The 22661-nt window shown below is 53.8% G+C and carries 18 protein-coding genes and 6 tRNA genes; 7 read left to right on the top strand and 17 right to left on the bottom strand.

Annotated elements, in window-relative coordinates; translation table 11 throughout:
* Nucleotides 1-10: 10 nt before the first annotated feature.
* The 15 genes from hflX to orn all read right to left on the bottom strand — a co-directional run bounded on the left by hflX (nt 11) and on the right by orn (nt 10713).
* Complete coding sequence (gene hflX, locus DB48_RS00430) at nt 11-1309, bottom strand: ribosome rescue GTPase HflX (protein ID WP_041508369.1); 1299 nt, start codon at nt 1307-1309, stop codon at nt 11-13.
* A 20-nt stretch (nt 1310-1329) separates the two neighbouring features.
* A complete protein-coding gene (gene hfq, locus DB48_RS00425) occupies nt 1330-1608 on the bottom strand; it encodes an RNA chaperone Hfq (RefSeq protein ID WP_041508368.1) in 279 nt (92 codons plus the stop codon).
* A gap of 92 nt (nt 1609-1700) precedes the next feature.
* Nucleotides 1701-2627, bottom strand: a complete 927-nt coding sequence (miaA, locus tag DB48_RS00420) for a tRNA (adenosine(37)-N6)-dimethylallyltransferase MiaA (RefSeq protein WP_041508367.1) — start codon at nt 2625-2627, stop codon at nt 1701-1703.
* A complete protein-coding gene (gene mutL / locus DB48_RS00415; RefSeq protein ID WP_041508366.1) occupies nt 2620-4512 on the bottom strand; it encodes a DNA mismatch repair endonuclease MutL in 1893 nt (630 codons plus the stop codon). Before mutL ends, miaA begins: the two co-directional genes overlap by 8 nt.
* Before the next feature lie 9 nt (nt 4513-4521).
* Nucleotides 4522-5841, bottom strand: a complete 1320-nt coding sequence (locus DB48_RS00410) for an N-acetylmuramoyl-L-alanine amidase (protein ID WP_041508365.1) — start codon at nt 5839-5841, stop codon at nt 4522-4524.
* A 2-nt stretch (nt 5842-5843) separates the two neighbouring features.
* Nucleotides 5844-6305, bottom strand: a complete 462-nt coding sequence (tsaE, locus tag DB48_RS00405; RefSeq protein WP_041508364.1) for a tRNA (adenosine(37)-N6)-threonylcarbamoyltransferase complex ATPase subunit type 1 TsaE — start codon at nt 6303-6305, stop codon at nt 5844-5846.
* Nucleotides 6306-6407: 102 nt separating this feature from the next.
* A complete protein-coding gene (locus DB48_RS00400) occupies nt 6408-7886 on the bottom strand; it encodes an NAD(P)H-hydrate dehydratase (RefSeq protein WP_041508363.1) in 1479 nt (492 codons plus the stop codon).
* A gap of 464 nt (nt 7887-8350) precedes the next feature.
* Nucleotides 8351-8806 (bottom strand): hypothetical protein, encoded by a 456-nt coding sequence (locus DB48_RS00395; RefSeq protein ID WP_041508362.1) that lies wholly within the window; start codon nt 8804-8806, stop codon nt 8351-8353.
* 457 nt (nt 8807-9263) lie between these two features.
* A tRNA-Gly gene (locus DB48_RS20015) sits at nt 9264-9369 on the bottom strand.
* A gap of 73 nt (nt 9370-9442) precedes the next feature.
* A tRNA-Gly gene (locus DB48_RS20010) sits at nt 9443-9548 on the bottom strand.
* Between the two features lie 73 nt (nt 9549-9621).
* Nucleotides 9622-9697, bottom strand: a tRNA-Gly gene (locus tag DB48_RS00390).
* A gap of 8 nt (nt 9698-9705) precedes the next feature.
* A tRNA-Gly gene (locus DB48_RS00385) sits at nt 9706-9781 on the bottom strand.
* 7 nt (nt 9782-9788) lie between these two features.
* Nucleotides 9789-9864 (bottom strand) — tRNA-Gly (locus DB48_RS00380).
* A gap of 45 nt (nt 9865-9909) precedes the next feature.
* A tRNA-Gly gene (locus tag DB48_RS00375) sits at nt 9910-9985 on the bottom strand.
* 182 nt (nt 9986-10167) lie between these two features.
* Nucleotides 10168-10713, bottom strand: coding sequence for an oligoribonuclease (gene orn, locus DB48_RS00370; RefSeq protein WP_041508361.1), 546 nt, complete (start codon nt 10711-10713; stop codon nt 10168-10170).
* Between the two features lie 115 nt (nt 10714-10828).
* Here orn and rsgA point away from each other — a divergent pair, with 115 nt between their 5' ends.
* The 7 genes from rsgA to DB48_RS00335 all read left to right on the top strand — a co-directional run bounded on the left by rsgA (nt 10829) and on the right by DB48_RS00335 (nt 19619).
* The gene (gene rsgA / locus DB48_RS00365) at nt 10829-11884 is read left to right on the top strand and encodes a small ribosomal subunit biogenesis GTPase RsgA (protein ID WP_041508360.1); all 1056 of its coding nucleotides are present in this window, start codon (nt 10829-10831) and stop codon (nt 11882-11884) included.
* A gap of 31 nt (nt 11885-11915) precedes the next feature.
* Nucleotides 11916-12776 carry an archaetidylserine decarboxylase gene (gene asd / locus DB48_RS00360; RefSeq protein ID WP_041508359.1) on the top strand — a complete coding sequence of 287 codons (861 nt, stop codon included), beginning with the start codon at nt 11916-11918 and terminating at the stop codon, nt 12774-12776.
* Nucleotides 12777-12784: 8 nt separating this feature from the next.
* A complete protein-coding gene (locus tag DB48_RS00355; protein ID WP_041508358.1) occupies nt 12785-13675 on the top strand; it encodes a DMT family transporter in 891 nt (296 codons plus the stop codon).
* A gap of 124 nt (nt 13676-13799) precedes the next feature.
* Nucleotides 13800-16982: a mechanosensitive ion channel domain-containing protein gene (locus tag DB48_RS00350; RefSeq protein WP_041508357.1), complete on the top strand. Its 3183-nt coding sequence runs from the start codon at nt 13800-13802 to the stop codon at nt 16980-16982.
* The gene (locus DB48_RS00345) at nt 16982-17689 is read left to right on the top strand and encodes a glycerophosphodiester phosphodiesterase (RefSeq protein WP_041508356.1); all 708 of its coding nucleotides are present in this window, start codon (nt 16982-16984) and stop codon (nt 17687-17689) included. The genes DB48_RS00350 and DB48_RS00345 overlap by 1 nt, the downstream gene beginning before the upstream one ends.
* Nucleotides 17690-18175: 486 nt before the next feature.
* Nucleotides 18176-19102, top strand: a complete 927-nt coding sequence (locus tag DB48_RS00340; protein ID WP_041508355.1) for a D-2-hydroxyacid dehydrogenase — start codon at nt 18176-18178, stop codon at nt 19100-19102.
* Nucleotides 19103-19427: 325 nt separating this feature from the next.
* Entirely contained in the window at nt 19428-19619 is a 192-nt protein-coding gene (locus DB48_RS00335; protein ID WP_011864358.1) for a bacterioferritin-associated ferredoxin, read from the top strand.
* Nucleotides 19620-19697: 78 nt separating this feature from the next.
* On the opposite strand, the gene parC is transcribed toward DB48_RS00335, so the two are convergent.
* Nucleotides 19698-21965, bottom strand: coding sequence for a DNA topoisomerase IV subunit A (parC, locus tag DB48_RS00330; RefSeq protein ID WP_041508354.1), 2268 nt, complete (start codon nt 21963-21965; stop codon nt 19698-19700).
* On the bottom strand, nt 21962-22661 hold a 700-nt coding region (locus DB48_RS00325), incomplete at its 5' end, for a PQQ-dependent sugar dehydrogenase (RefSeq protein WP_041508353.1). The genes parC and DB48_RS00325, both read right to left, overlap by 4 nt.

Here is a 22661-nt window from a genome sequence, read left to right as displayed (position 1 = left end):
TTACTAAAAACTACTCTATTGCTGCGGTTTCAACAATAAAGGTTTCCAACTCCCCTTGGCTCTGCTTGGCTAATCGGTGCCAATCGGCCTCCAATAAGCGCACAGATAAGATACAGTTCCCCAGATCGTCATACTCTTTCTGCTGTATCACATCCAGTCGATAAAACTGACCAAGATAATGTCCGGCCGTCGCCGGAATACGCAAGGTAAGCTCTAATACGGCCCGCCCAACCAACTGGTTGATGGCCTTCTCGAGCAAGTCCAAGCCTAGTCGCTGCTGGGCCGAAACCCACACACGCGTTGGGACCCCATCGCTGTCATAGTCGATCTTAGGGCCCACCTCTTCCAAGAGATCTATCTTGTTACAGACGATCAACTGTGGAATCTCTTCGGCGCCAATCTCTTTGAGTACCAACTGTACCTGTTCAAAATTGTCGCCCATGTTTTCATCAGCACTGTCGACCACATGTAGCAGAAGATCCGCTTCGCGGGTTTCCTGCAGGGTGGCCTTAAACGCCGCCACGAGATCATGGGGAAGATGTCTGATGAAACCGACCGTGTCGGCCAAAATGACCGAACCGTCTTGTAAGTCTAACTTACGCAGGGTCGGATCGAGTGTCGCAAACAGCTGGTCGGCGGCATAGACCTCGGAAACGGTCAAGGCGTTAAATAGGGTCGACTTACCGGCGTTGGTGTAGCCCACCAAGGACACGGTCGCGAGTTCGCTTCGCTGCCTCGCCCGGCGACTCTGTTCACGCTGCTTATCGACCTTTTCCAGTCGCTTGTTGATGGTCTTGATGCGACCACGCAACAGACGTCTGTCGGTTTCCAGCTGTGTTTCACCCGGTCCCCGCAGGCCGATACCACCTTTTTGCCTTTCAAGGTGCGTCCAACCACGAATCAGGCGCGTCGACATGTGGCGCAATTGCGCTAGCTCCACCTGCAACTTACCCTCATAGGTCCTGGCGCGCTGAGCAAAAATATCCAAAATCAGCGTCGTACGGTCTAAGACCCGACACTGACAGATCAGCTCAAGATTACGCTCTTGTGCAGGACTCAAGGCATGGTTAAAAATCACCACATTCGCGTCGGTGGCTGCCACCATGGCCGCCAACTCTTCCGCTTTACCTGTACCAACAAAATACTTTCTATCTGGAGAACGACGACTTCCCGTGATCACGCCAACGGTTTCAGCGCCTGCCGACTCGACCAGTAAACGAAGTTCGGTAATATCTTCCCTACTGTCTTCATCTGAAAAGTCGATATGGACAAGTACTGCAGCTTCTCCCGCCTCATAGCGTTCAAACAAAAAGCGAACTCCTCAGGAAATTACTCAGCGCTATCGTCATGTTGTGCATTGTAACCCGCCGCCTGGTTAGGCGTGTTGTGATGGTTGCTCACGTTAAATGGACGTGCAGGCACCACGGTAGAGATAGCGTGCTTGTATACCATCTGGCTGACAGTGTTCTTCAATAAAATAACAAACTGATCGAATGACTCAACTTGTCCCTGAAGCTTGATACCGTTAACTAGGTAGATAGATACCGGAACGCGTTCACGTCGTAATGCGTTCAAAAATGGGTCTTGTAAAGATTGCCCCTTTGCCATTATGTAATTTCCTTTTTATTAAAATTAATTAAAACCTAATACAGCATCAATTTCTGGTTTGGTTTTAGTATTATATAGAGTGAATGAATTAGCTAGCGACAATGTTCTAATAGTCGCGCCAGATTAGCTTCATCGCCACTCTCCAGCCAATTTAGATCTGTCCATCCTCGCAACCATGTTAATTGACGCTTGGCCAATTGCCTAGTCGCAACTATGGATTTTTCGACCATAGTATCATAGTCATATTCCCCATCGAGATACTGCCACACCTGGCGATATCCGACACATCTCATCGAAGGTAGGTCTAGATGCAGATCCTCTCGGGCCTTGAGCCGCTGCACCTCTTCGACGAAACCTTGATTTAACATCAATTTGAATCTTTCTGCTATAGCAAGGTGTAGCACTTTGCGATCTTTCGGTGCTATGCCAAATTGCACCACCTTATAGGGCAAGGCATCGGCCTTCACCTGGGTCAACTCGGTCAGGCTTTTACCGCTAATGCGGTATACCTCCAATGCCCGCGACAGACGCTGGGGATCATTAGGGTGAATTCGCTCTGCCGATACCGGGTCCACGCGGCGCAGCTCATCATGCAACGCCTGCCAGCCCTTGGTTTCGACCTCGCTGGCTATCTCGGCCCGGATGGCCTCATCCGCCGATGGCAATGGCGACAGGCCTTCGAGTAGCGCCTTGAAATAAAGCATGGTGCCGCCCACGAGAAGGGGCGTCTTGCCCGCCGCTAAGATCGCCTCGATGTTGGCGATGGCGTCGCTACGAAAATCCGCCGCGGAGTAACTCTCGCTGGGATCGCGAATATCGATCAAACGGTGCGGCGCGCGGCTCAGCTCTTCCTGGGTCGGTTTGGCGCTGCCGATATCCATACCGCGATAGATGAGCGCCGAGTCGACCGAGATAATCTCGCAGTTGTGCTGCTCGGCCAATGCCATCGCGAGCGCTGTCTTACCGGACGCCGTCGGCCCCATCAGGGTGATAATTGTCGGCTGACTCTCGCTATTCACTCGTTTGCTCACCTAACCATTCTTGCCAAGGCATCACCTTGGCCATAGATAAAATTTCTTGCTGCTGCGACTCGGGCAGTCCTATGAGTTCGCCCCAGAGTCGACTCGCCGAACTAAACTGTTCGCTCGCTTGATTCACCAGCCAATTGACCAGCGCATCGTTTGTCGGCTCTTCGAAGCGTATCCATTGGAGAAACTCAGGGATCACGCTCGCCAGCTGACTCTGCCTTAGATATGGGGGCACTTTTTTAATTATCAACTGGCCGAGGCGAATAGTTAGCTCTAATCCCAATTTTCTCACTAAAAGGTCTCTCTCGGCCAAGGTCTGCTGCCAATCCTCATCGACCTTGACCGACACGGGCATCAGGAGCGGCTGGCCAATGAGACCGGCATCCAGCTTGACCAGGATCTCCCGGCGCGTCACTTCACGCACAGCGGTCTGCAGGCTGAGCAGGGCAAGCTCGCTACCCCGAACCAGCAGCCAATATTGTCCGTCGAGCAGCTGTGGCATGGGCGGAAGGTCACCTGCTTGTTGAACCGACTGACTCGTCACGCCTGGTGTGGTCATCAGCTGGGCATAACTGTCGACGGCCGCCTGACTGGGCAGCTCGGCGCTCGCATGGCTGCGTCCTCGCCCGGCAAACTGACTTCCGCCATAGGCGCTCACCTGCGTCTCTCGCACCCGCTCACCGCCGGCTCCTACCCCAGCATTGAGTCCCGTGTAGGCACGGCGCTCATCTCCTGACCATGCTTCGTCCTGCTCAGTCGTTTTAGCAGCATAGTTACTCTGCTCACCCCTATTAGACTCAGGTTGCAGTGGACGAATATAGGAGGCGGGCGTCTCCTGGCCTGCCACCTCTCTGCCCAGAGCCGCCTCTAAGGCCAACTCACTCGACTGACGCAGCGCCGATTCCAGCGCCTGCAAGATAAAGTCATGCACATAACGGCTCTCGTGGAAGCGCACCTCATGCTTAGCCGGATGCACGTTGACATCCACCTGATGGGGATCCAGGGTCAACATAAGCACGAAGGCAACCTGCTCACCTTGCAGCTGCTGAGCAAATGCCTGACGCACCGCATGATTAACCAGGCGGTCACGCACCAAACGGCCGTTAACATAGAAATATTGGGTGTCGCCGACGGCCTGCTCGCCAAATGGCGATTGAATATAGCCGCTGAGACTTAAGCCGTTGTGGGTACAGTCGACCCTGAGCGCGTTGTCGGCAAAGGCCTTACCGCTGACCTGGGCCATACGCTGTAGATATTGCGCCTCTGTCTTGGCCGGGCGATAGTTGCGCACCTGCTTACCGTTGTGCTTGAGGGTAAAATGAATGTCACGGCGCACCAAGGCGATTCGCTTGAGCCACTCATCGATATGGGTAAATTCTGTCTTGTCGCTCTTTAAGAAACGGCGTCTGGCCGGCGTATTGAAGAAGAGATCCGCCGCCTCCACCGTCGAGCCCACGGGATGCGCCGCCGGGATCACCCTGACCGCCATCTCTGAGCCCTCGGCATAGGCCTGCCATGCCTCACTCTGTTGCTGCGTTCGCGAGGTCAGGGTCAGACGGGAGACAGAGCTGATACTGGCAAGCGCCTCACCGCGAAAGCCGAAACTCAGGATGGCATCCAGATCATCTAACGAGGCCAGCTTAGAGGTGGCATGGCGAGACAGCGCCAGACTCAGCTCCTCCTTGGGGATGCCTGAGCCGTTGTCTGTGATCTTAATCAGCTTGCTGCCGCCCTTGTCTATCTCGATATCGACGCGGGTGGCACCGGCGTCCAGGCTGTTTTCCACCAGCTCTTTGATAACGGAAGCAGGACGCTCTACCACCTCCCCGGCGGCAATCTGGTTAGCCAGTTGAGGAGGCAAAATTCGAATAGTCATCTTGGTTCCTTACGCCCGGGGAATGATCAGCTTCTGACCAATGTAGAGGGTGTTGGACTTAAGCTTGTTAGCCTTCTTGATGCTGGCGACTGATACCTGATAGCGATGGGCGATCACCGACAATGACTCGCCGGCCGTCACCTTATGCTTGATGCCGCTCTTACTGGCCATCATGGTGTTAGCCGGGGGATTATTCTCGAAATAGCGCACCACACCCTTGTGGACGGCGTTGGCGATATTGTTCTGATGATCCCTCTGGGTCAGCAGGCGTTCCTCTTTGTGATTCGAGATAAAGCCCGTCTCCACCAGGATAGAGGGAATATCCGGCGACTTGAGCACGGCCAGGCTGGCTGCCTCCGGCTTATGCTTATGCAGGCGTGTCACCTTCCCCAGGTTAGCGAGCACGTCTCCGGCGATGTTATGGCTGATCGCCATGGATCTGTCCATCGACATATCCAGCAGGGTCATGGCCAGATACTGCTCGTTGTCCGCGTTCTGGATAATCTCACCGGCACCACCCAGCAGTTCAGAGTGCTTCTCTTTCTGCTCTAACCAGCGACCGATCTCACTGTTGGCGCGGCGCATCGACAGCACCCACACAGAGGCGCCCTGAGGCTTAGGCGAGGTAAAGGCGTCGGCGTGAATAGACACCAGCAGATCGGCCTTGCTGTTACGGGCGATCTCAGAGCGTTTATTCAGGTTGACGAAGTAGTCACCCGAGCGGGTCATAATGGCGCGCATGCCCGGCGTGGCATTGATCTTGGCCTCTACCTTCTTGGCGATCTGTAACGCGACCTTCTTCTCATAGATCCCCGAGGGGCCGATAGAGCCCGGATCATCGCCGCCATGTCCGGCGTCGATGGCGACAATAATGTCTCTCAGCTCCTGCTGGGGTTCAGCCTTTGCCGTTTTAGGGCTCTGGCTGCCGCCTTCAAGATCCACCACTAGGCGATTGCCATAGGGGGCCGTGGGCGACAAGGCAAACAGGTTGGCCTTGGCGGGCTTGACCAAATCGATCACCAGCCTAAGGGTGCCCTTCTTGGGCGGTTTGCTGATGCGCACCCGCTTAACCAGCTTGCTGTTATTCTCAATCTTGCTCAGATTGAGCCCTGTTGCCGTGGTGGTCAGATCGACCACCAAGCGATAGGGACTGGTGAGGGTAAAATGGGAATACTTCGGCGGTTCACGCAGGTCAAACACCACACGTGTGGATTCTGGCGCCGCCCAGATACGTACGCCTTCCAGTTTATTTGCGCTGTAGGCAATGGAAGGAATACACAGCAAGACAATCAATAATAGGCGTTTTATTAGTGACTCAGTTCTTATCATTATTAATTATGTAAACTATCTAACAAAATCTCTCCGGCGCGCGAATGCGCCGTCAGCGTGACTTCTCGGCCCTGTTGGTGATATTGAATGTGTATCGCCAGATCGGCCTCGGGCAGGAGGCCGACGCCCTTATCGGGCCACTCGACAATACACAGGCTCGAGTCGGTAAAGTAGTCTCGAATCCCCATAAACTCGAGCTCTTCTGGATCACTTAATCTATATAGATCAAAATGATATACATCAATATCACCTAACTCGTAAGGCTCAACCAGCGTATAGGTCGGGCTCTTCACCGCCCCCTGATGCCCCAGACTCTGAATCAGACCACGACTAAAGGTGGTTTTCCCCGCCCCCAATTCACCACTCAGATAGAGGGTCAATGGCGGCTTAATCGCACTGGCTAGCCTTTGGCCTAAGCTAACGGTTTCTGCTTCATTTTCAAGATAAACTTTTACTGATGTCATCGTATCTATCGCTAATTAAGGACAATCCTTTTTTGAACCAGATACTTTAACCTAAACCGGCGTTTATCTAAACAAACATTAGCGCATTTTAATCTGCCCAGGCTAAATCCTATCGACCAGCGCACGTATATGAGCAAACAGGTCACAGGCCAGCATGCCTCGCTCGCCATCTTTGGCCGCAAGATCCGCCGCGGCGCCATGAACCACCACCCCGGCGCTGGCCGCATCCATCTTAGACATCCCCTGTGCCATCAGGGCCGCTATGATGCCGCCTAGCACGTCACCACTGCCGCCACTGGCGAGCCCAGGGTTACCCACGGGCGCCACGTGACACACCTTGCCGTCATATATCAAAGTGCCGGCCCCTTTAAGTACCACGACGCCGCCATATTTTGCCTGCAGAGCATAGACGGCGGCAAAGCGATCCGCCTCCACCTCGGCGATACTGATACCCAAAAGACGAGCCGCCTCACCGCTGTGGGGAGTCAGCACCCAGTTACTCTGCCGGGATGGGTCAAGCGCCAGTAGATTGAGGGCATCGGCGTCCATCACACAGGGCTTGTCACTGAGACTCGTCGCCTTAAGCAAGTTATAGCCCCAGTCATGTTTGCCCAGTCCGGGCCCGATCAGCAAAATATCGGCCCACCCCAGGCGCTGGTACACCTCCATATCCACCAGCTCACAGCCCCAGAACATAATTTCCGGTCTGCCCGAGTTAACCACGGTCAAATGCTCGGGCCGCGAGATCACCGCCACTAGGCCGGCTCCGGCCCGCAGACAACTCTCGGCCGCTAAACGCGGCGCCCCGGCCATCCCATTGTCACCACCGATAACGGTCACCTTGCCACAGGCGCCCTTGTGGCTGTTCTGCGCCCTGGCAGGCAATCCCAAATCGGTTAGCCTATAGGCAATATTGAGCACCTTAGAGTCCGGCAGATAGTCCTGCAACCCTATATCGGCAAACCAGAGGCGTCCGACACAGTCCCTCGCCTTACCCGTGATAAGCCCCTGTTTCGGCGCGCCGAAAGTCAGGGTCACATCGGCCTTGACCGCCAGCTGCCCGGCGCCGGTATCCACATCGATCCCAGAGGGTACGTCTAAGGATAAGATCCAGGGAAAATAAGCATTCAGCACCTTAATCATCTCGGCAAAGGGGGCGCGAGGCTCTCCCTTTACCCCTGTGCCCAGCAGGCCATCGACGACGACCTCGGCCTCCTTGAGTACCTCTTCATAATCAGATAGCTGATGTCCGCCCGCCGCGAGAAAGGCCGCCTTGGCGTAGCTAATCCCCTCGCCTGGCTCGGGACGCTCTACGGCATAGAGGGCGACATCACATCCAGATTCGAGCAGCAAGGTGGCACAGATATAGGCATCGGCGCCGTTGTTACCATAGCCCGCCAATACCAAAATTTTGTTGTTGAGCCTGCCTTCCCGTTGCAATAGTTCGAAGGCCGACTGACCGGCGCTATCGATCAACTGACATAAGTTAGCCTCACCGGACGCGATAAAGCGCGCTTCGGCATCACGAATCATCTGCGCCGTATATAAGGCCGGTGGCAGCTGGCCGTCACTAAACAACATCTGGATTCTCCTTAACAAGACTCATCACCGGGGCGGGTTGCCCTATGCCTAAGCATATTCGATATTTGAGTTTTTAATCGCCAAGAGATTCCGTTAAAACGCCAGAGATTGGAGGAAGTTTGATCTGGCACAATAAATCCGCCAGCTCAGAGCCCCGAAGGCCAGCGAAGAGATAACAAAACATTTCATCGAACTGAGAAAAAATCACTTAGGCAGTCAGCCAAATTACTGAACTATTGAGGCTATAAAACCCTAAGTGAAGGTAGATAATTGAAGTTTTCACCCTGGTTGAAACACAAAAAAGCAATCAAAAAGAGATAGCTATAACCTTAGGCTTAAAATAAGCTGGGTGAGAATAGAAAAAGGCGCCCAAGGCGCCTTTTTCATATGTATCTTTATCCGAAATGGTCAAATAGCTCTGCTTAAAAAACCAAGCCTACATAACTCGACTTAAATAACTCGGCTTAAATATCTTCCATTCTCAGGCTGCTGTGCACCAGACGTTGCTGCTGAATCTTCTCGACCCGCACCAGATCGTTGAGGGCGTTCTTCACATCGCCCGGCACAGAGGATTCCGCCGTCTTCTCAAACAGACCGATCAGTCGGTTGTCGAGATCCAGGTGTAGCTCAAGCAGATCATCTTCATTCATGTTGGCTGCTGGAATCACATCCTGACAACGCTTGATGAAGTCTTCAAACACAATGTCGTTATACCAGAGTTCCAGCAGACGGCTTGGCGCCTCTTCGATGTAGTCATCGATCTTCTTAGACACCTCTTTCTCATGTTGTTGCAAATACTCCAGCATCAATTTCACACGAGACGAATCTACCGCGCTGTGTAAACGCGCATACAAACGGGCCATTTCCAAGCGACACTTAGAGACATATGCCAACTGTTCATTAAGTTGTTGAAATCTCATTTTTCCTACTCCAATCGATGCCAAGCTTTAGGCGTTAATACTGACTTGATTTCATTATGGGAGTAATTAGCGCAGTTTTTTTTGAACAATGTCATAGTTTGCGCACTTCCGAAGTCGCTACATTAGACAAGCTTAAAGAATTTTATCTCACATCACGCTAATGACAATTTTGTGATCTTCACGCCGATAAAGAGCCAATAATCGTTAACTTAACGGCTCTGGCAATAGATAAAACGACAAAACACTCCTCAAAATTACTCTTCAATAGTGCATAGAAATTCACCAAGACCAAAATCTATGGCACCTAAGCGCGTTCGAAGATGAATGAAGGATAAAGAATGTGGGTTGCAGACAGAAACAAAGAGCCAACTGAGCTAATGTCGCATAGGGACAATACACGTAAGCAGCGGAACCAATATTAAGTACTATTGGAAACTGAAGTTTAGAGAGGAAAATTTGGAACGACATATCGGGTTCGAATCGGTAGCGCTAAACGCTCGACCTATACCTTGGCAAGGTATCGCCTAACGCAGTGAACAAAGAGCCAACTGAGCTAATGTCGCATAAGGACAATACACGCAAGCAGCGGGATAGATATTAACTTCTATTGGAAACCCAAGCTTAGAGAGAAAAATTTGGAGCGACATATCGGGTTCGAATCGGTAGCGCTAAACGCTCGACCTATACCTTGGCAAGGTATCGCCTAACGCAGTGAACAAAGAGCCAACTGAGCTAATGTCGCATAAGGACAATACACGCAAGCAGCGGGAGCATTATTAAGTGCTATTCGAAACTGAAGCTTAGAGAGGAAAATTTGGAGCGACATATCGGGTTCGAACCGATGACCTATACCTTGGCAAGGTATCGCTCTACCAACTGAGCTAATGTCGCATAAATTTTGGAGCGACATATCGGGTTCGAACCGATGACCTATACCTTGGCAAGGTATCGCTCTACCAACTGAGCTAATGTCGCATAATTTTGGAGCGACATATCGGGTTCGAACCGATGACCTATACCTTGGCAAGGTATCGCTCTACCAACTGAGCTAATGTCGCATAATCTTTGAGTCTGGATATTGGTGTAACCAAACTTTTGTAATTTGGAGCGACATATCGGGTTCGAACCGATGACCTATACCTTGGCAAGGTATCGCTCTACCAACTGAGCTAATGTCGCATAAATTTTTCGTGCTACCTTAGCTGTCATCATCAACAAAGGCATCGTGTTACCTTTTATCAACTGAGCTAATGTCGCATTTCAATCATCACCGGCGATTGCGCCAGTAAAAAGTTGAGGCCGCATTATAGGAGAATTTCGCCCCTCTGCAACCCCCTAATTTAAAATTTTCTACCGTTTGGTTAAATTTTAAATACTTTCTCACGATAATATTGCAGTTCGGCAATCGACTCCTGAATATCAACCAGTGCCTGATGAGTGCCCTGCTTCTTAAAACCGTTCATAACTTCCGGCTTCCAGCGACGCACTAACTCTTTGACAGAACTGACATCTATGTTGCGATAGTGGAAATAGTCTTCCAGGGCTGGCATGTAACGATTCATGAAACGTCTGTCCTGACCTATGCTGTTACCGCACATTGGCGACACACCGGCTGGCACATGCTCGGATAAGAAGGCAATCGTCTGAGTGATGGCATCTTGCTCACTGAAGTCACTCGCCCTGACTCTGTCGATCAGGCCTGACTCGCCGTGATGCTTCTGGTTCCAGTCATCCATCGCCGCAAGTACATCCTCACTCTGATGGATGGCAATCACCGGCCCTTCGGCCAATATGTTCAGTTCCTTGTCGGTAACGATAGTCGCAATTTCAATGATTCTGTCGACCTCGGGCTCTAGCCCCGTCATCTCCAGATCAACCCAGATCAGATTTGTTTCATCTGCAGCCATATATCTGCCTTATCAATGCGTGTTTGCCTAAATTCAGGCTTTTTTATTTAAGACCGTGTATCATACTGCTTTTTTAGAAGACACAAAATAACCTTATTTTGACGATGACGACACTGTGAGTAAAAAGAAACCCCTAAGCCAAGGCCAACGCCGCCGCATGCGCGCCAATCATGAGAAACGATTGCAGCGCAAAGACGCAAAAGAGACGACCATTGAGTTACAGGATAGCTCACTGGGGCCAGAACAGCTGGGCACCGTCATCTCTCGCTTCGGCCAACACGCTGATGTCGAAACGGAAAGCGGAGAACTGGTTCGCTGTAACATTCGCCGAAATATTCAAAGCCTGGTCACCGGTGACAAGGTGATCATGCGCCAAGCCAACGAGACCACGGCCACCATCGCCGGTGTGGTCGAGGCCGTTCACCCGAGACACTCCTCGCTATCACGACCGGATCTCTATGACGGCATCAAGATCATCGCCGCCAACATCGACCAGATCCTTATCGTCTCTTCTGTGGTGCCTAGCTTCACCACCCAGATCATCGACCGTTATCTGGTGGCCGCCGAAGACACAGGCATAGCCCCGGTCATCATACTCAACAAGATAGACCTGCTTAGCGACGAAGAAGCACCAGCCGTCGAAGCCGCGCTGCAACGCTATCAAGCCATCGGCTACCAGGTATATCGCGTCAGCAGTAAGTCCGGCGAAGGGGTCGATACCATCAAGTCGCTATTAAAAGACAAGGTGAGCGTGTTTGTCGGCCAATCTGGCGTAGGCAAGTCATCCCTGATCAACGCCCTGCTACCTGAGGCCGAACTGATCACCGGCGACGTGTCCGAGAACTCTGGCCTCGGTCAACACACCACCACCACAGCCAAGTTGCTGCACTTCCCTAGCGGCGGTGACCTGGTAGACTCTCCCGGCGTGCGCGAATTCGCCCTGTGGCACCTGCCCGCCGAGCGCGTCGGCTGGTGCTTCGTCGAATTCAGGGATTACCTGGGCACCTGCAAGTTTAGAGACTGTAAACACAAGAATGACCCAGGCTGCGCCATCACCCAGGCATTCGAGGAAGGTAAGATCGCCGAAGACAGGTATCAGAACTACCATAGAATTATCGACAGCCTGGATGAGCAGCGACACGCCCGTCATTTCAAAAACGACAACGACTAACAGCCAAACTGGATTTGAAGGAAAACAGACAGTGGACAAATTGAAGATTGCCTTGCAATACATAATGCCGAAACACCTGCTATCGCGACTCGTGGGTAAGCTGGCTGCCGCCGAACTCGGCGCGGTAACGACAAGCGTAATTAAATGGTTTATCAAGCAATATAAGATAGACATGAGCGAGGCCGCCGAGAGTGCACCAGAGGCCTATGCCAGCTTCAACCAGTTCTTTACCCGCGCTTTGAAGCCAGGCATTCGTCCCCTGTGTGAAGATGACGACTATATCGTTCATCCGGTCGATGGCGCCGTAAGCCAATGCGGGCCGATCAAAGAGGGGCGCATCTTTCAAGCCAAGGGACATGAATATTCGTCACTTGCCCTTTTAGGCGATCAGGCCGATGATGCCAAACGCTTCGAAGGCGGTGACTTTGCCACCATCTATCTGGCACCTAAGGATTACCATAGAATTCACATGCCCATCAAAGGCACCCTGTCGAAGATGACCTATGTGCCGGGCGAGCTGTTTTCGGTTAACCCGCTAACGGCCGAGAATGTGCCTGGCCTGTTTGCCCGTAACGAGCGGGTCGTGGCCATCTTCGAAACCGAAATCGGTCCCATGGCCATGGTCCTGGTTGGCGCCACCATAGTTGCCAGCATAGAAACCGTCTGGGCCGGTACCGTTACTCCGCCGACGGGCAGGAAGGTATTCAGCTGGGACTATCCGACCGAGGGCCCAGAGGCGATCACCCTGGACAAGGGCGACGAGATGGGACGCTTCAAACTTGGCAGCACTGTGGTGATGCTATTTGCTAAAGACGCACTGGAAAACTTTGCCGATGGCGTAGAGCCTAAGGCCGTTACCCGCATGGGTCAGGCCTTTGCCAAAATCGATTAGAGGAAATCTTGAACACAAGTAGCAGCGAACGCTCTGGCTTAATCGAACTGCATCTGGCCGTCCTCCTGTTTGGGGGGACGGCCCTTTTCTCTAAGCTTATTCCGCTCAGCGCCCTGGATATCACGGCACTTCGCTGCTGCATCGCCGCCCTCGCCCTTGCCCTATTGGTCAAACTTAGCGGTCAACGTCTGCGCCTCAATTGCGGCAAAGACTACGCCATCGCCCTGGGCCTCGGCATCATAGTCAGCCTGCACTGGGTCACCTACTTTGCCGCCATGCAACTCTCCTCGGTGGCCATAGGCATGATAGCCTTCTTTACCTACCCGGTCATGACGGTGCTAGTCGAACCCTTCTTTACCGGCAAGCGCCTGGAGCTGGCCGATATCATCAGCGGCATCTGCGTCCTGCTCGGTGTCAGCCTGCTGATCCCAGAGGCCAACCTAGGCAACGATGTCACCCAGGGGATCATCATAGGCATACTGTCGGCGGCCCTGTTCACCGCCAGAAACCTGCTACACAAACGCTACTTTGCCACCTACGGCGGTGCCCAGGCCATGTATTATCAGACAGGGGTCAGCGCCCTCTTCCTGCTACCCTGGCTCGAGGTCGACCCAGGTGCCATCCAAGCCAACGTCTGGTGGTTAGTGATCCTGTTAGGCATAGTCTTTACCGCCGCGCCCCACGCCCTGTTTACCTCGGCGCTGCGTCAGCTGAGCGCCAAGACGGTCAGCCTGGTCTCCTGCCTGCAACCCCTCTACGGTGCCCTGTTGGCCCTCTTGATTCTCGGTGAGGGACTCGCCATGAAGACGCTGATTGGCGGCGCCTTAGTGGTCTTTACCGCCGTCTACGAGACCCAGAAAAGCCATAAGGCCAATCGCGCTCAACAGGCAAAATCCTGAGGCATTTTCCTTGGTGGTAAATGAAACGCCACACGGGTCAAATTAACCGATTCATAGATATCATTTTTGAACTAACTTGGTAATATATAAGCGTCCATTGATGCTGGTGTGAACAAAGCGGCTTATGTCTCGTATATTACTGATTATTCTCTGTCTAATCTCATTCTCGGGTGCCGCCAATTCGCCCCTGAACCTCAATAAACGCCTGGGCATAGGACAAGAGCCCCAGGTTGCTAGCAAGAGCACCGCCGAGCAACTCAGTCTGCTCGAAGAACAACTCACCGAACAGCAGGCCCTACAGTCCAGCTTCGATGCCATCATTCACCAGTATCAGAGCCAGAAGCAGGCGCTGACACAGCAGCTTAAAGAAGCCGCTACGCCACTGGAATACAACCCTAATCAAGACCTGAGCCAGCAAGCATCACTCTCCTACCTGAGATTGGCTGAGCTCAAGGAGACAGAGGCCAACCTGGCCACCCAGGTCAACGAGCTGATCAAGCGCCAGCAACAGCTGCCCAGCCTGATAAGCCAAGCCAACCTGACCCTGGCCAAGCACAAACAGGCGACCGGCAACGACAACCAGCCCCTGAGCGAGATGCAGCGCCGGGTCTATGTTCAGAGCCTGTCGACCCTAGAATCGGAGTTGGCCAGCAGCCAGAAACAGATTGCCCTGACCCAGCAACAGCTGGCGCTGGTGCGTAGTCAGTTGGTTCAGCAGGAAGCCCTGATCGAAAGGCTCAACGGCGCCATCGCCGAACAACGTCATAAGGCCACGGCGGCCACCATTGCCGCCAGCCAGATCGAAACCTCCATCACAGACGATGCCATCGCCATCAAGCTGAACGACCAGAATCAGGCCTATGGCGAGCAGCTGAAACAGCTCACCCATGAAGTGACCAATGTGATGACGCTGCAGGAGCAGGCCGAGACCCAATACCAATTTCAGGCTAAGCAGATCACTAACATTCAGCAGCAGATCGCCCTGGTAAAGCTCAACTCGGCCTTCGGCGAGCGCTTCCTGCGTATCCTCTATTCGCTGCCCAAACCCCCGAATCAGGACAAGATCAGTAATGAGATCGCCAATGCCCGCCTGGCACGCTACCAGATAGAGCAAGATCAGACCCTGCACCCGCTGCTCGGCGCCGCAGAGCAGCTCTCGCCGCTGCAAAGCAAGCTTCTGAGTGCCCAAAAAGAGCTGCAGCGTCAGCTACTGGAAAACTATGACCTCTATATTGGTGAGCTCGCCGAACTCAGGGTCTTATATGAACAGTTAAGCCAGCAATATCAAACCCTCAAGACCACACTCAACGAACACCTGTTTTGGGTGGCCAACGCCAATAGCATAGACGGCTACTGGATAAGCGACCTGTACCAGAGTACCCAATGGTTGCTCACTCAGGCCCCCTGGCACCAGGTACACGACGCCTTAAGCGAGCAGAGCACCCTCTGGTCATGGTGGGTGATCTTGATGGTGCTCTGTCTGGTGATGCAGGATCTGCTAACGCCCAAGTTTACCCAGCTACTGGCGAAGAACGTCACCTATGTGGGCAATGTCACCCAAGATAAATTTATCTATAGTTTCAATACCCTGGTTGGCTCGCTCCTCTATAGCTGTATCAAGCCACTGCCATTGATCTGCGGCGGCCTAATCTTCTACCTCAGCAACCACAACCTGGTCTCCTCGGTCGGCATGGGCATACTGGCCATAGGTATGCTGTATCAGCTCTATCGCCTCACCTATCTGCTCGCGCTAGACAAGGGGCTGCTGATTGGTCATTTCAAGGGCGATAAGCCCATCATACGAGCCGGTCAGCAACGCCTGCGCGCCCTGACCATTCTGGCCATGCCTATCGTGGGCGTTATCGGCTTTACCGAGGTGTTAGAGACCTCGCTGGTACGCAACAGCCTGGGCCGCGGCGCCTTCATCCTGCTGGCCCTCATGCTGTTCTGGTTCTACCGGGACATGCTGAGCCTGTCCAAGCAGGAGCATCATTATCATCAGGACGATAAAAACAAACGCCTGCTACAGAAGGCGCTCTGGTCGATACTCATCCTCTTACCGCCGGCCTGCGCCGTGCTGGCCTTCAGGGGCTACTACTTCACCGCCTATCAGATGCTGCTGCAGCTACAGCTGTCATTGATCTTATCCCTAAGCTTTATGCTGCTGTATCAGTTGATTAAGCGCTGGATGTTGATCGAACGCCGCCGCATCGCCTTCAACCGTGCCAAGGCCAAGCGCGCCGAGATATTGGCCCAGCGGGAAAAAGAGGACGACCCCAACGGCAACGAACCACCGGACACCTATGAAGAACCCGTGGTAGATCTTGAGACCATCTCCAGTCAATCTCTGGGGCTGGTGCGCTCACTGCTGACCCTGGCCTTCCTGATCAGCCTGATCGGCCTCTGGACCCAGACACATAGCGCCATCTTCTCCTTCCTGGATGGCATCACCCTATGGACCAGTTCGAGCACGGTCGATGGCATCGCCCAGCAGTTGCCAATCACCCTCAAGTCCTTGTTGCTTGGGCTGATCATCGTCGGCTTCTCGCTGATGATCGCCACCAATCTGCCGGGCCTGCTGGAGCTGATGATCCTGCAGCGACTGGATCTGTCCCAGGGTACAGGCTTCGCCATCACCACGGTGAGCCGCTACCTGGTGGTCTTCTTCGGTATGCTTAGTGGTTTCTCGACCCTGGGGATGGAGTGGTCTAAGCTGCAATGGCTGGTCGCGGCGCTCTCTGTGGGCCTGGGTTTCGGCCTGCAGGAGATCTTCGCCAACTTCATCTCGGGCCTGATCATCTTATTCGAGAAACCTGTGCGTATCGGCGATACCGTCACCATTCGCGAGCTGACTGGCACTGTGAGTAAGATTCAAATCCGCGCCACCACTATCGTCGACTGGGACAGGAAAGAGATCATAGTGCCCAACAAGGCCTTTATTACCGAGCAGCTGATCAACTGGTCGCTGTCGGATCCCATCACCCGGGTAATCGTCTACGTCTCGGTCGCCAGAGACTCAGACCCAGCGCGGGTGGAGGCGGCCCTGTACCAGGCCGTCAAGGAGTGTGACGATGCCCTGACCACACCCGAGCCAGAGGTCTGGTTTGCCGGATTTGGTCAGCATACCCAGGACTACGAGATCCGCGCCTATGCCAAGGATATGAACACCCGCTGGCCACTAAGGCATAAGCTACACAAGCAGGTCAGCAAGAAACTCAGAGAAAATCATCTAGAGCTCGCCTATCCGCAGCTAGAGGTGCATATTAGTGGTCAAAGTAAAGAGACTCAGGGATTAATTAGAAGCTAATGCGTGTCTATGCTCACCGGGGCGCCAGCGGCTACGGCGCCGAAAATACCCTGGCCGCCATCAAAAAATCGGTCGCCCTGGGCTGTAATGCCGTCGAAATCGATGTGCACAGCGTCGAGGGCGAACTCTATGTGTTTCACGACAGGCGTCTCGACGGTAAGAGTTCCGGCACAGGTCTTATCGAGGCCGTCACCCAGGAGTATCTAGCGAGCGTTAGCGTGGATGGCGAGCCCATACCCAAACTCTGGGAGCTCCTCGAGTATCTGCAGCCCTTCGACGCCCTGATTAACATTGAGCTCAAGGGGCTTAACTCCCTCGGTCCCTTCATGGCGCTCTACCCTGAGCTCCTCAATAAACTCAACTACCGCACCGATCAACTGCTGATCTCCTCTTTCCATCACGGCTTCCTGTTTGCCCTGAGACAGGCCTATCCCGAGATAGTGCTGGCGCCATTAATCGAAGGGGTACCGGAAGACCTGGCGGCCATAGTCACCCGATTAGAGGCCTTCTCACTGCATCTTAGCGTCAACTTCGTCACCCGGGAGTTAGTGGAAGATGCCCACGCCCGCGGCGCCAAGGTGTTTGTCTATACCGTGGATAATCGTGACGATATCCACTACCTGTCGCTGCTTGGGGTCGATGGGATCTTCAGTAATTTCCCTGACGTCAGCGCCGACTGCGTGCATCAACTCCTGCTGACACGCTAGGGCCTGTTGACCTTTTGAGAACAATTTTCGTTCTAATTGAGCACGTTCAAATCGCGGCATGAGGCTTGAAGTATAGTTACTCTATATAAAAGCCGAGTAACAAAGAGTTGAACGTGCTCAAGACGAACCCTGCGGGCAGCGTCTGTATCATTTTTCTACTGCGTTATCGCTCATTGATGTAGCACACCACATTACAATCGCTCTGCCTTGTATAAAAGCGATACAGAATGCTGAAAAATGAACGCGAAAGATAAACAGGCCCTAGTACTTACTCACGCCAAACCGCCCAACAAATAAGCAAGGTCCGCACTAGCGGTGGACACCTCTGCCATTTTTTGTAACTGTAGAACTAGCCCCCCACTTAAGTACTAAGGCCGGCGGGAACATCTATAATGACTAAGTGCGACTGAATAAAGTTCGCCACAAAAATAAACCAGCCATTTTCTGGGTCTCATACAAAAATAATAACAGCCAAAAGGACTCGCTATGGAACACAAGCTACTGCTGCTGACCAGCGATAACGACAAATACCGCAACCTGCTCGGCTCCTGTCATCTGCCGCACCTGACGCTGCTAGGTGACAATCCCCAGAGTATTCTCGAGGCCGATATCTGGCTGGCCGAACCGCCATTGGCCGCCCCCTTGGTGGGTCATGCCAAGCAGATCCAATGGATGCAATCTACCTATGCCGGCGTCGATCTCCTGGTCAAACCCAGGCTGCGCCGCGACTATCAGCTCACCAATGTGAGGGGAATTTTCGGCCCCCTGATGAGCGAGTACCTGTTTGGCTACCTACTGGCCCACCAGCGCCAACATAAGCAGTATCAGTCCCAACAGGCGGAGAAGATCTGGCGCCCGGCTAACTTTCGTACCCTGCAAGGGCAGGAGCTGCTGCTATTAGGCACGGGCAACATCGCCAAGCACCTCGCCCAGACCGCTAAACATTTTGGCATGCGGGTCACCGGCATCAACCGCGGTGCCAAGCCCACCATAGGCTTCGACAGGGTCGATACTCTGGCGAATCTGGCTCAGCACATAGGTAATGCGGATGCCATCGCCGCGATCCTGCCCAGCACACCACAGACCCAGGGCGCCCTCAATCAGGAGATGCTCGCCTTGATGAAGCCTGAGGCGATCCTCTTTAATCTGGGCCGCGGCGACGTGCTGGATCTCGATGCCCTCTATGCCCAGCTGCTGAGCCACCCTCAGCAAAACGCCATCTTGGATGTCTTCAATCAGGAGCCCCTGCCCCAGGAGCATCCCATCTGGTCGCTGGAGAATGTCATCATCACCCCTCATATCGCCGCCCCGAGTTTTCCCGAGCAGGTCGTGGAGATCTTCGCCAATAACTACCACAAGTTCATCAAGGGAGAGCCACTGAGCCACAGGGTTAACTTTGAGCGCGGCTACTAAGGAAGCCGCGAGCAAGCCCCATGTGTGCTCAGCACCGGCTTACCGGCATGGATGCAAGGCTCGACCAGGTTATTACCATCACCTCTTAAATTAATCCGGCCTAGCTGGCGCACTTGCCAGCATTACTGCGTAGGTCAAAATCTAAGCCCAACGAGACAAAATCCGATCCCTAAATGGGCTAGAGGCCCCGTGTTTAGTGGGATAGCTCACAATTTTTAATGCCCCGTAAAGGCGTCATTGTGCACATTCTATAACCAGGAGTTATTAGCATTGAGAATCGTTTTCATTTATACTTGCGTGCATCTGAAGTAGGGGAGTCACCTGTATGTATGTTTGCCTTTGCCACGCCATTACCGACAAGCAAATAAAAGAAGCTGTCGATCAAGGAGATATGTCTCTTGCCGACGTTAAACGTCGTCTGGGTGTTGGCAACCAATGCGGTAAATGTAGCAAGATGGCGACCGAGATCATCCAGGCGCGACTCGATGTTACCCCCAACTTCTACGAAGTGGCTTAATACCTGCTTCAAACAGACATAAAAAAAGCTGCTCTAGAGCAGCTTTTTTTATGTCTGGATTTTATGTCTGAAAGTAGACTAGAGGCTGGTTTCGTCCTCACCCAACTCCACCTTATCCACTCGTTGCAGACCTCGAGGCAGCTTGGCGCCACGACGACCGCGCTCACCACGGTAATGCTCGAGATCGCTCGGCTTGAGGGTGAGCTTGCGCTTACCCGCCCACAGGGTGACGGCGGTATCTTGGGGCACCACATGCAGATGCACCAGCAGCTCCTCGCGGCTCTTGGCCCTGTCGCTGGCGATGCCGATGATCTTGTTCCCCTTACCCTTAGCCAGTTGCGGCAGGGCGTCGACAGAGAAGAGCAACATGCGACCCTCGTTGGTGATCGCCAAGATAGACTCGCTGCGGCTCTTATCCACGCGTCTCGGTGGCAGCACCTGCGCATTGGCTGGCAGGCTCAGCAGCGCCTTACCCGCCTTGTTGCGAGACACCATATCCTTATAGTCGCCGATAAAGCCATAGCCCGCATCCGAGGCCAGCAGGAAGCATTGTCCATCCTCACCCAGCAGCGCATGAGCCATAGACTCGCCCGGTGACAGCTGGAAGCGGGTGGTCACGGGCTCACCCTGGCTCCTGGCCGATGGCAGGGTATGGGTATCGGTCGCGAAGGCGCGTCCGGTCGAACCGATAAAGACGGTGGCGTGATTGCTCCTGCCCGAGGCGGCGCAGAGGAAGGCGTCACCGGCCTTGTAGGAGAGCGCCGTAGGGTCGATATCATGCCCCTTGGCACAGCGTACCCATCCCTTCTCCGACAGCACTACGGTTACCGCTTCGGCCGGTACCAGCTCCTGCTCAGACAGGGCACGGGATTCGCTACGCTCGACAAGCGGCGAGCGACGCTCATCGCCATAGGTCTCGGCGTCTTGCTTAAGTTCTTTCTTGATCAGCGTCTTCATGCGGCGATCTGAGCTCAGCAGTAGCTCAAGCTTCTCGCGCTCCGCCTCTAGCTCGCTCTGTTCCGTCTTGATCTTAAACTCTTCCAGCTTCGCCAGGTGACGCAGTTTAAGATCCAGGATGGCGTTGGCCTGCTCGTCGGTCAGGTTAAAACGCGACATCAGCTCGGCTTTGGGATCATCGTGGTAACGAATGATCTCGATCACCTCATCGATATTGAGGAAGGCGATCATCAAGGCCTCAAGAATATGTAGCCTTGCCAATACCTTATCTAATCTATGCTCTAAACGACGTCTGACCGTGGTCAGCCTGAACTCCAGCCACTCGGTCAACAGCAGTTTCAGCCCCTTGACCTGAGGACGACCGTTAAGCCCAAGCACGTTGAGGTTAACGCGGAAGTTCTTCTCCAAATCTGTGGTGGCAAACAGGTGCGCCATCAGCTGGTCGCAATCGACGCGGTTGGAGCGCGGCACAATGACGATGCGCACCGGGCTCTCGTGATCCGATTCGTCTCGCAGGTCGGCCACCATGGGCAGCTTCTTGGCCTGCATCTGGGCGGCGATCTGCTCGAGGATCTTACCGCCACTGGCCTGATGTGGCAGCGCGGTGATCACTATCTCACCCGACTCCACCGTATAGACGGCGCGAGCCTTGATAGAGCCTCGGCCGGTCTCGTAGATCTTGGCGATCTCGTTTCTCGGGCTGATGATCTCCGCCTCGGTCGGATAATCGGGGCCTGGCACCAGCTCCATCAGCCTTTCCAGATCTGCCTTAGGGTTGTCGATCAGCTCGACACAGGCATCCACCAGTTCGCGGGCATTGTGTGGCGGCACGTCGGTGGCCATACCCACGGCGATCCCTGTGATGCCGTTGAGCAGTATGTGCGGCAGGCGCGCAGGCAACACCATGGGCTCTTTCAGCGTGCCGTCGAAGTTGACGCCCCAATCTACCGTGCCCTGACCCAGTTCGGTCAGCAGCACCTCGGAGAACTTAGAGAGACGCGCCTCGGTATAACGCATGGCCGCAAATGACTTAGGATCGTCCGGCGCCCCCCAGTTACCCTGACCATCTACCAAGGGGTAGCGGTATGAGAACGGCTGCGCCATCAAGACCATGGCCTCGTAACAGGCACTGTCGCCATGGGGGTGATACTTACCCAGTACATCACCCACAGTTCTTGCCGACTTCTTGTGCTTAGATTGCGCCGACAGCCCAAGTTCGCTCATGGCGTAGACGATACGGCGCTGCACCGGTTTTAATCCGTCGCCGATATGTGGCAGGGCGCGATCCATGATGACGTACATGGAATAGTTTAGATACGCCTCTTCGGTGAAACGTCTCAAGGGCATCTGTTCGACGCCATCGAGGCTTAAATCTATCGCATCACTCATTGATTAGGATCCTGTTGTTCACTCGCTTCACTCGATTCGCTCTCTTCGCTCGTGTTCTCTTTATAAAACAGACGATACACATTGCCTTTGAGATCGTCTGAGATATACATGGCCCCATCGGGCGCCATGATTAAGTCATAGGGCCGGGCAACGGGAAACTCTCCATCGAGAAAGCTCACCACCGTCTGGCGCTTGCTGATACTGTCATCTTCCAGGGTCAACATGGTGACCTGGTAGCCAATCTTACTGGAACGGTTCCAGGAGCCGTTTTCGGCCACGAATAGCTGGTCACGATACTTATCGGGGAACTGCTCGCCGCGGTAAAACTCGAGCCCCATAGGCGCCACGTGGGCCGGTAGCTCGAAGACGGGCGTCGTCACCTTAAGGCCCTTGGGCTTCTCGTAGGCGGGTTCTAGCACGCTGCTGGCATGAATATAGGGAAAGCCGTAGTGGGCACCGACAATATCGACACGGTTAATCTCATCCGGCGGCAGTCTGTCGCCCATCCAGTCGCGGCCCAGATCGGCAAACCATAGCTTGTTATCTTTGGGGGCCCAGTCGAAGCCAGTGACGTTGCGTATGCCGGTGGCGATCTGCTCGCTGCTGCCACTCTCGAGATCGATGGCGATGATGCTGCCAAAGGGCGCATGGGCCTCACACACGTTACAGGGGGCGCCGATGGCGACATAGAGGCGA

Source organism: Shewanella sp. cp20, from assembly GCF_000832025.1.
GTDB lineage: Bacteria > Pseudomonadota > Gammaproteobacteria > Enterobacterales > Shewanellaceae > Shewanella.
The sequence above is the reverse complement of the archived record's forward strand: the minus strand, read 5'-3'. Positions and strand labels throughout refer to the sequence as shown.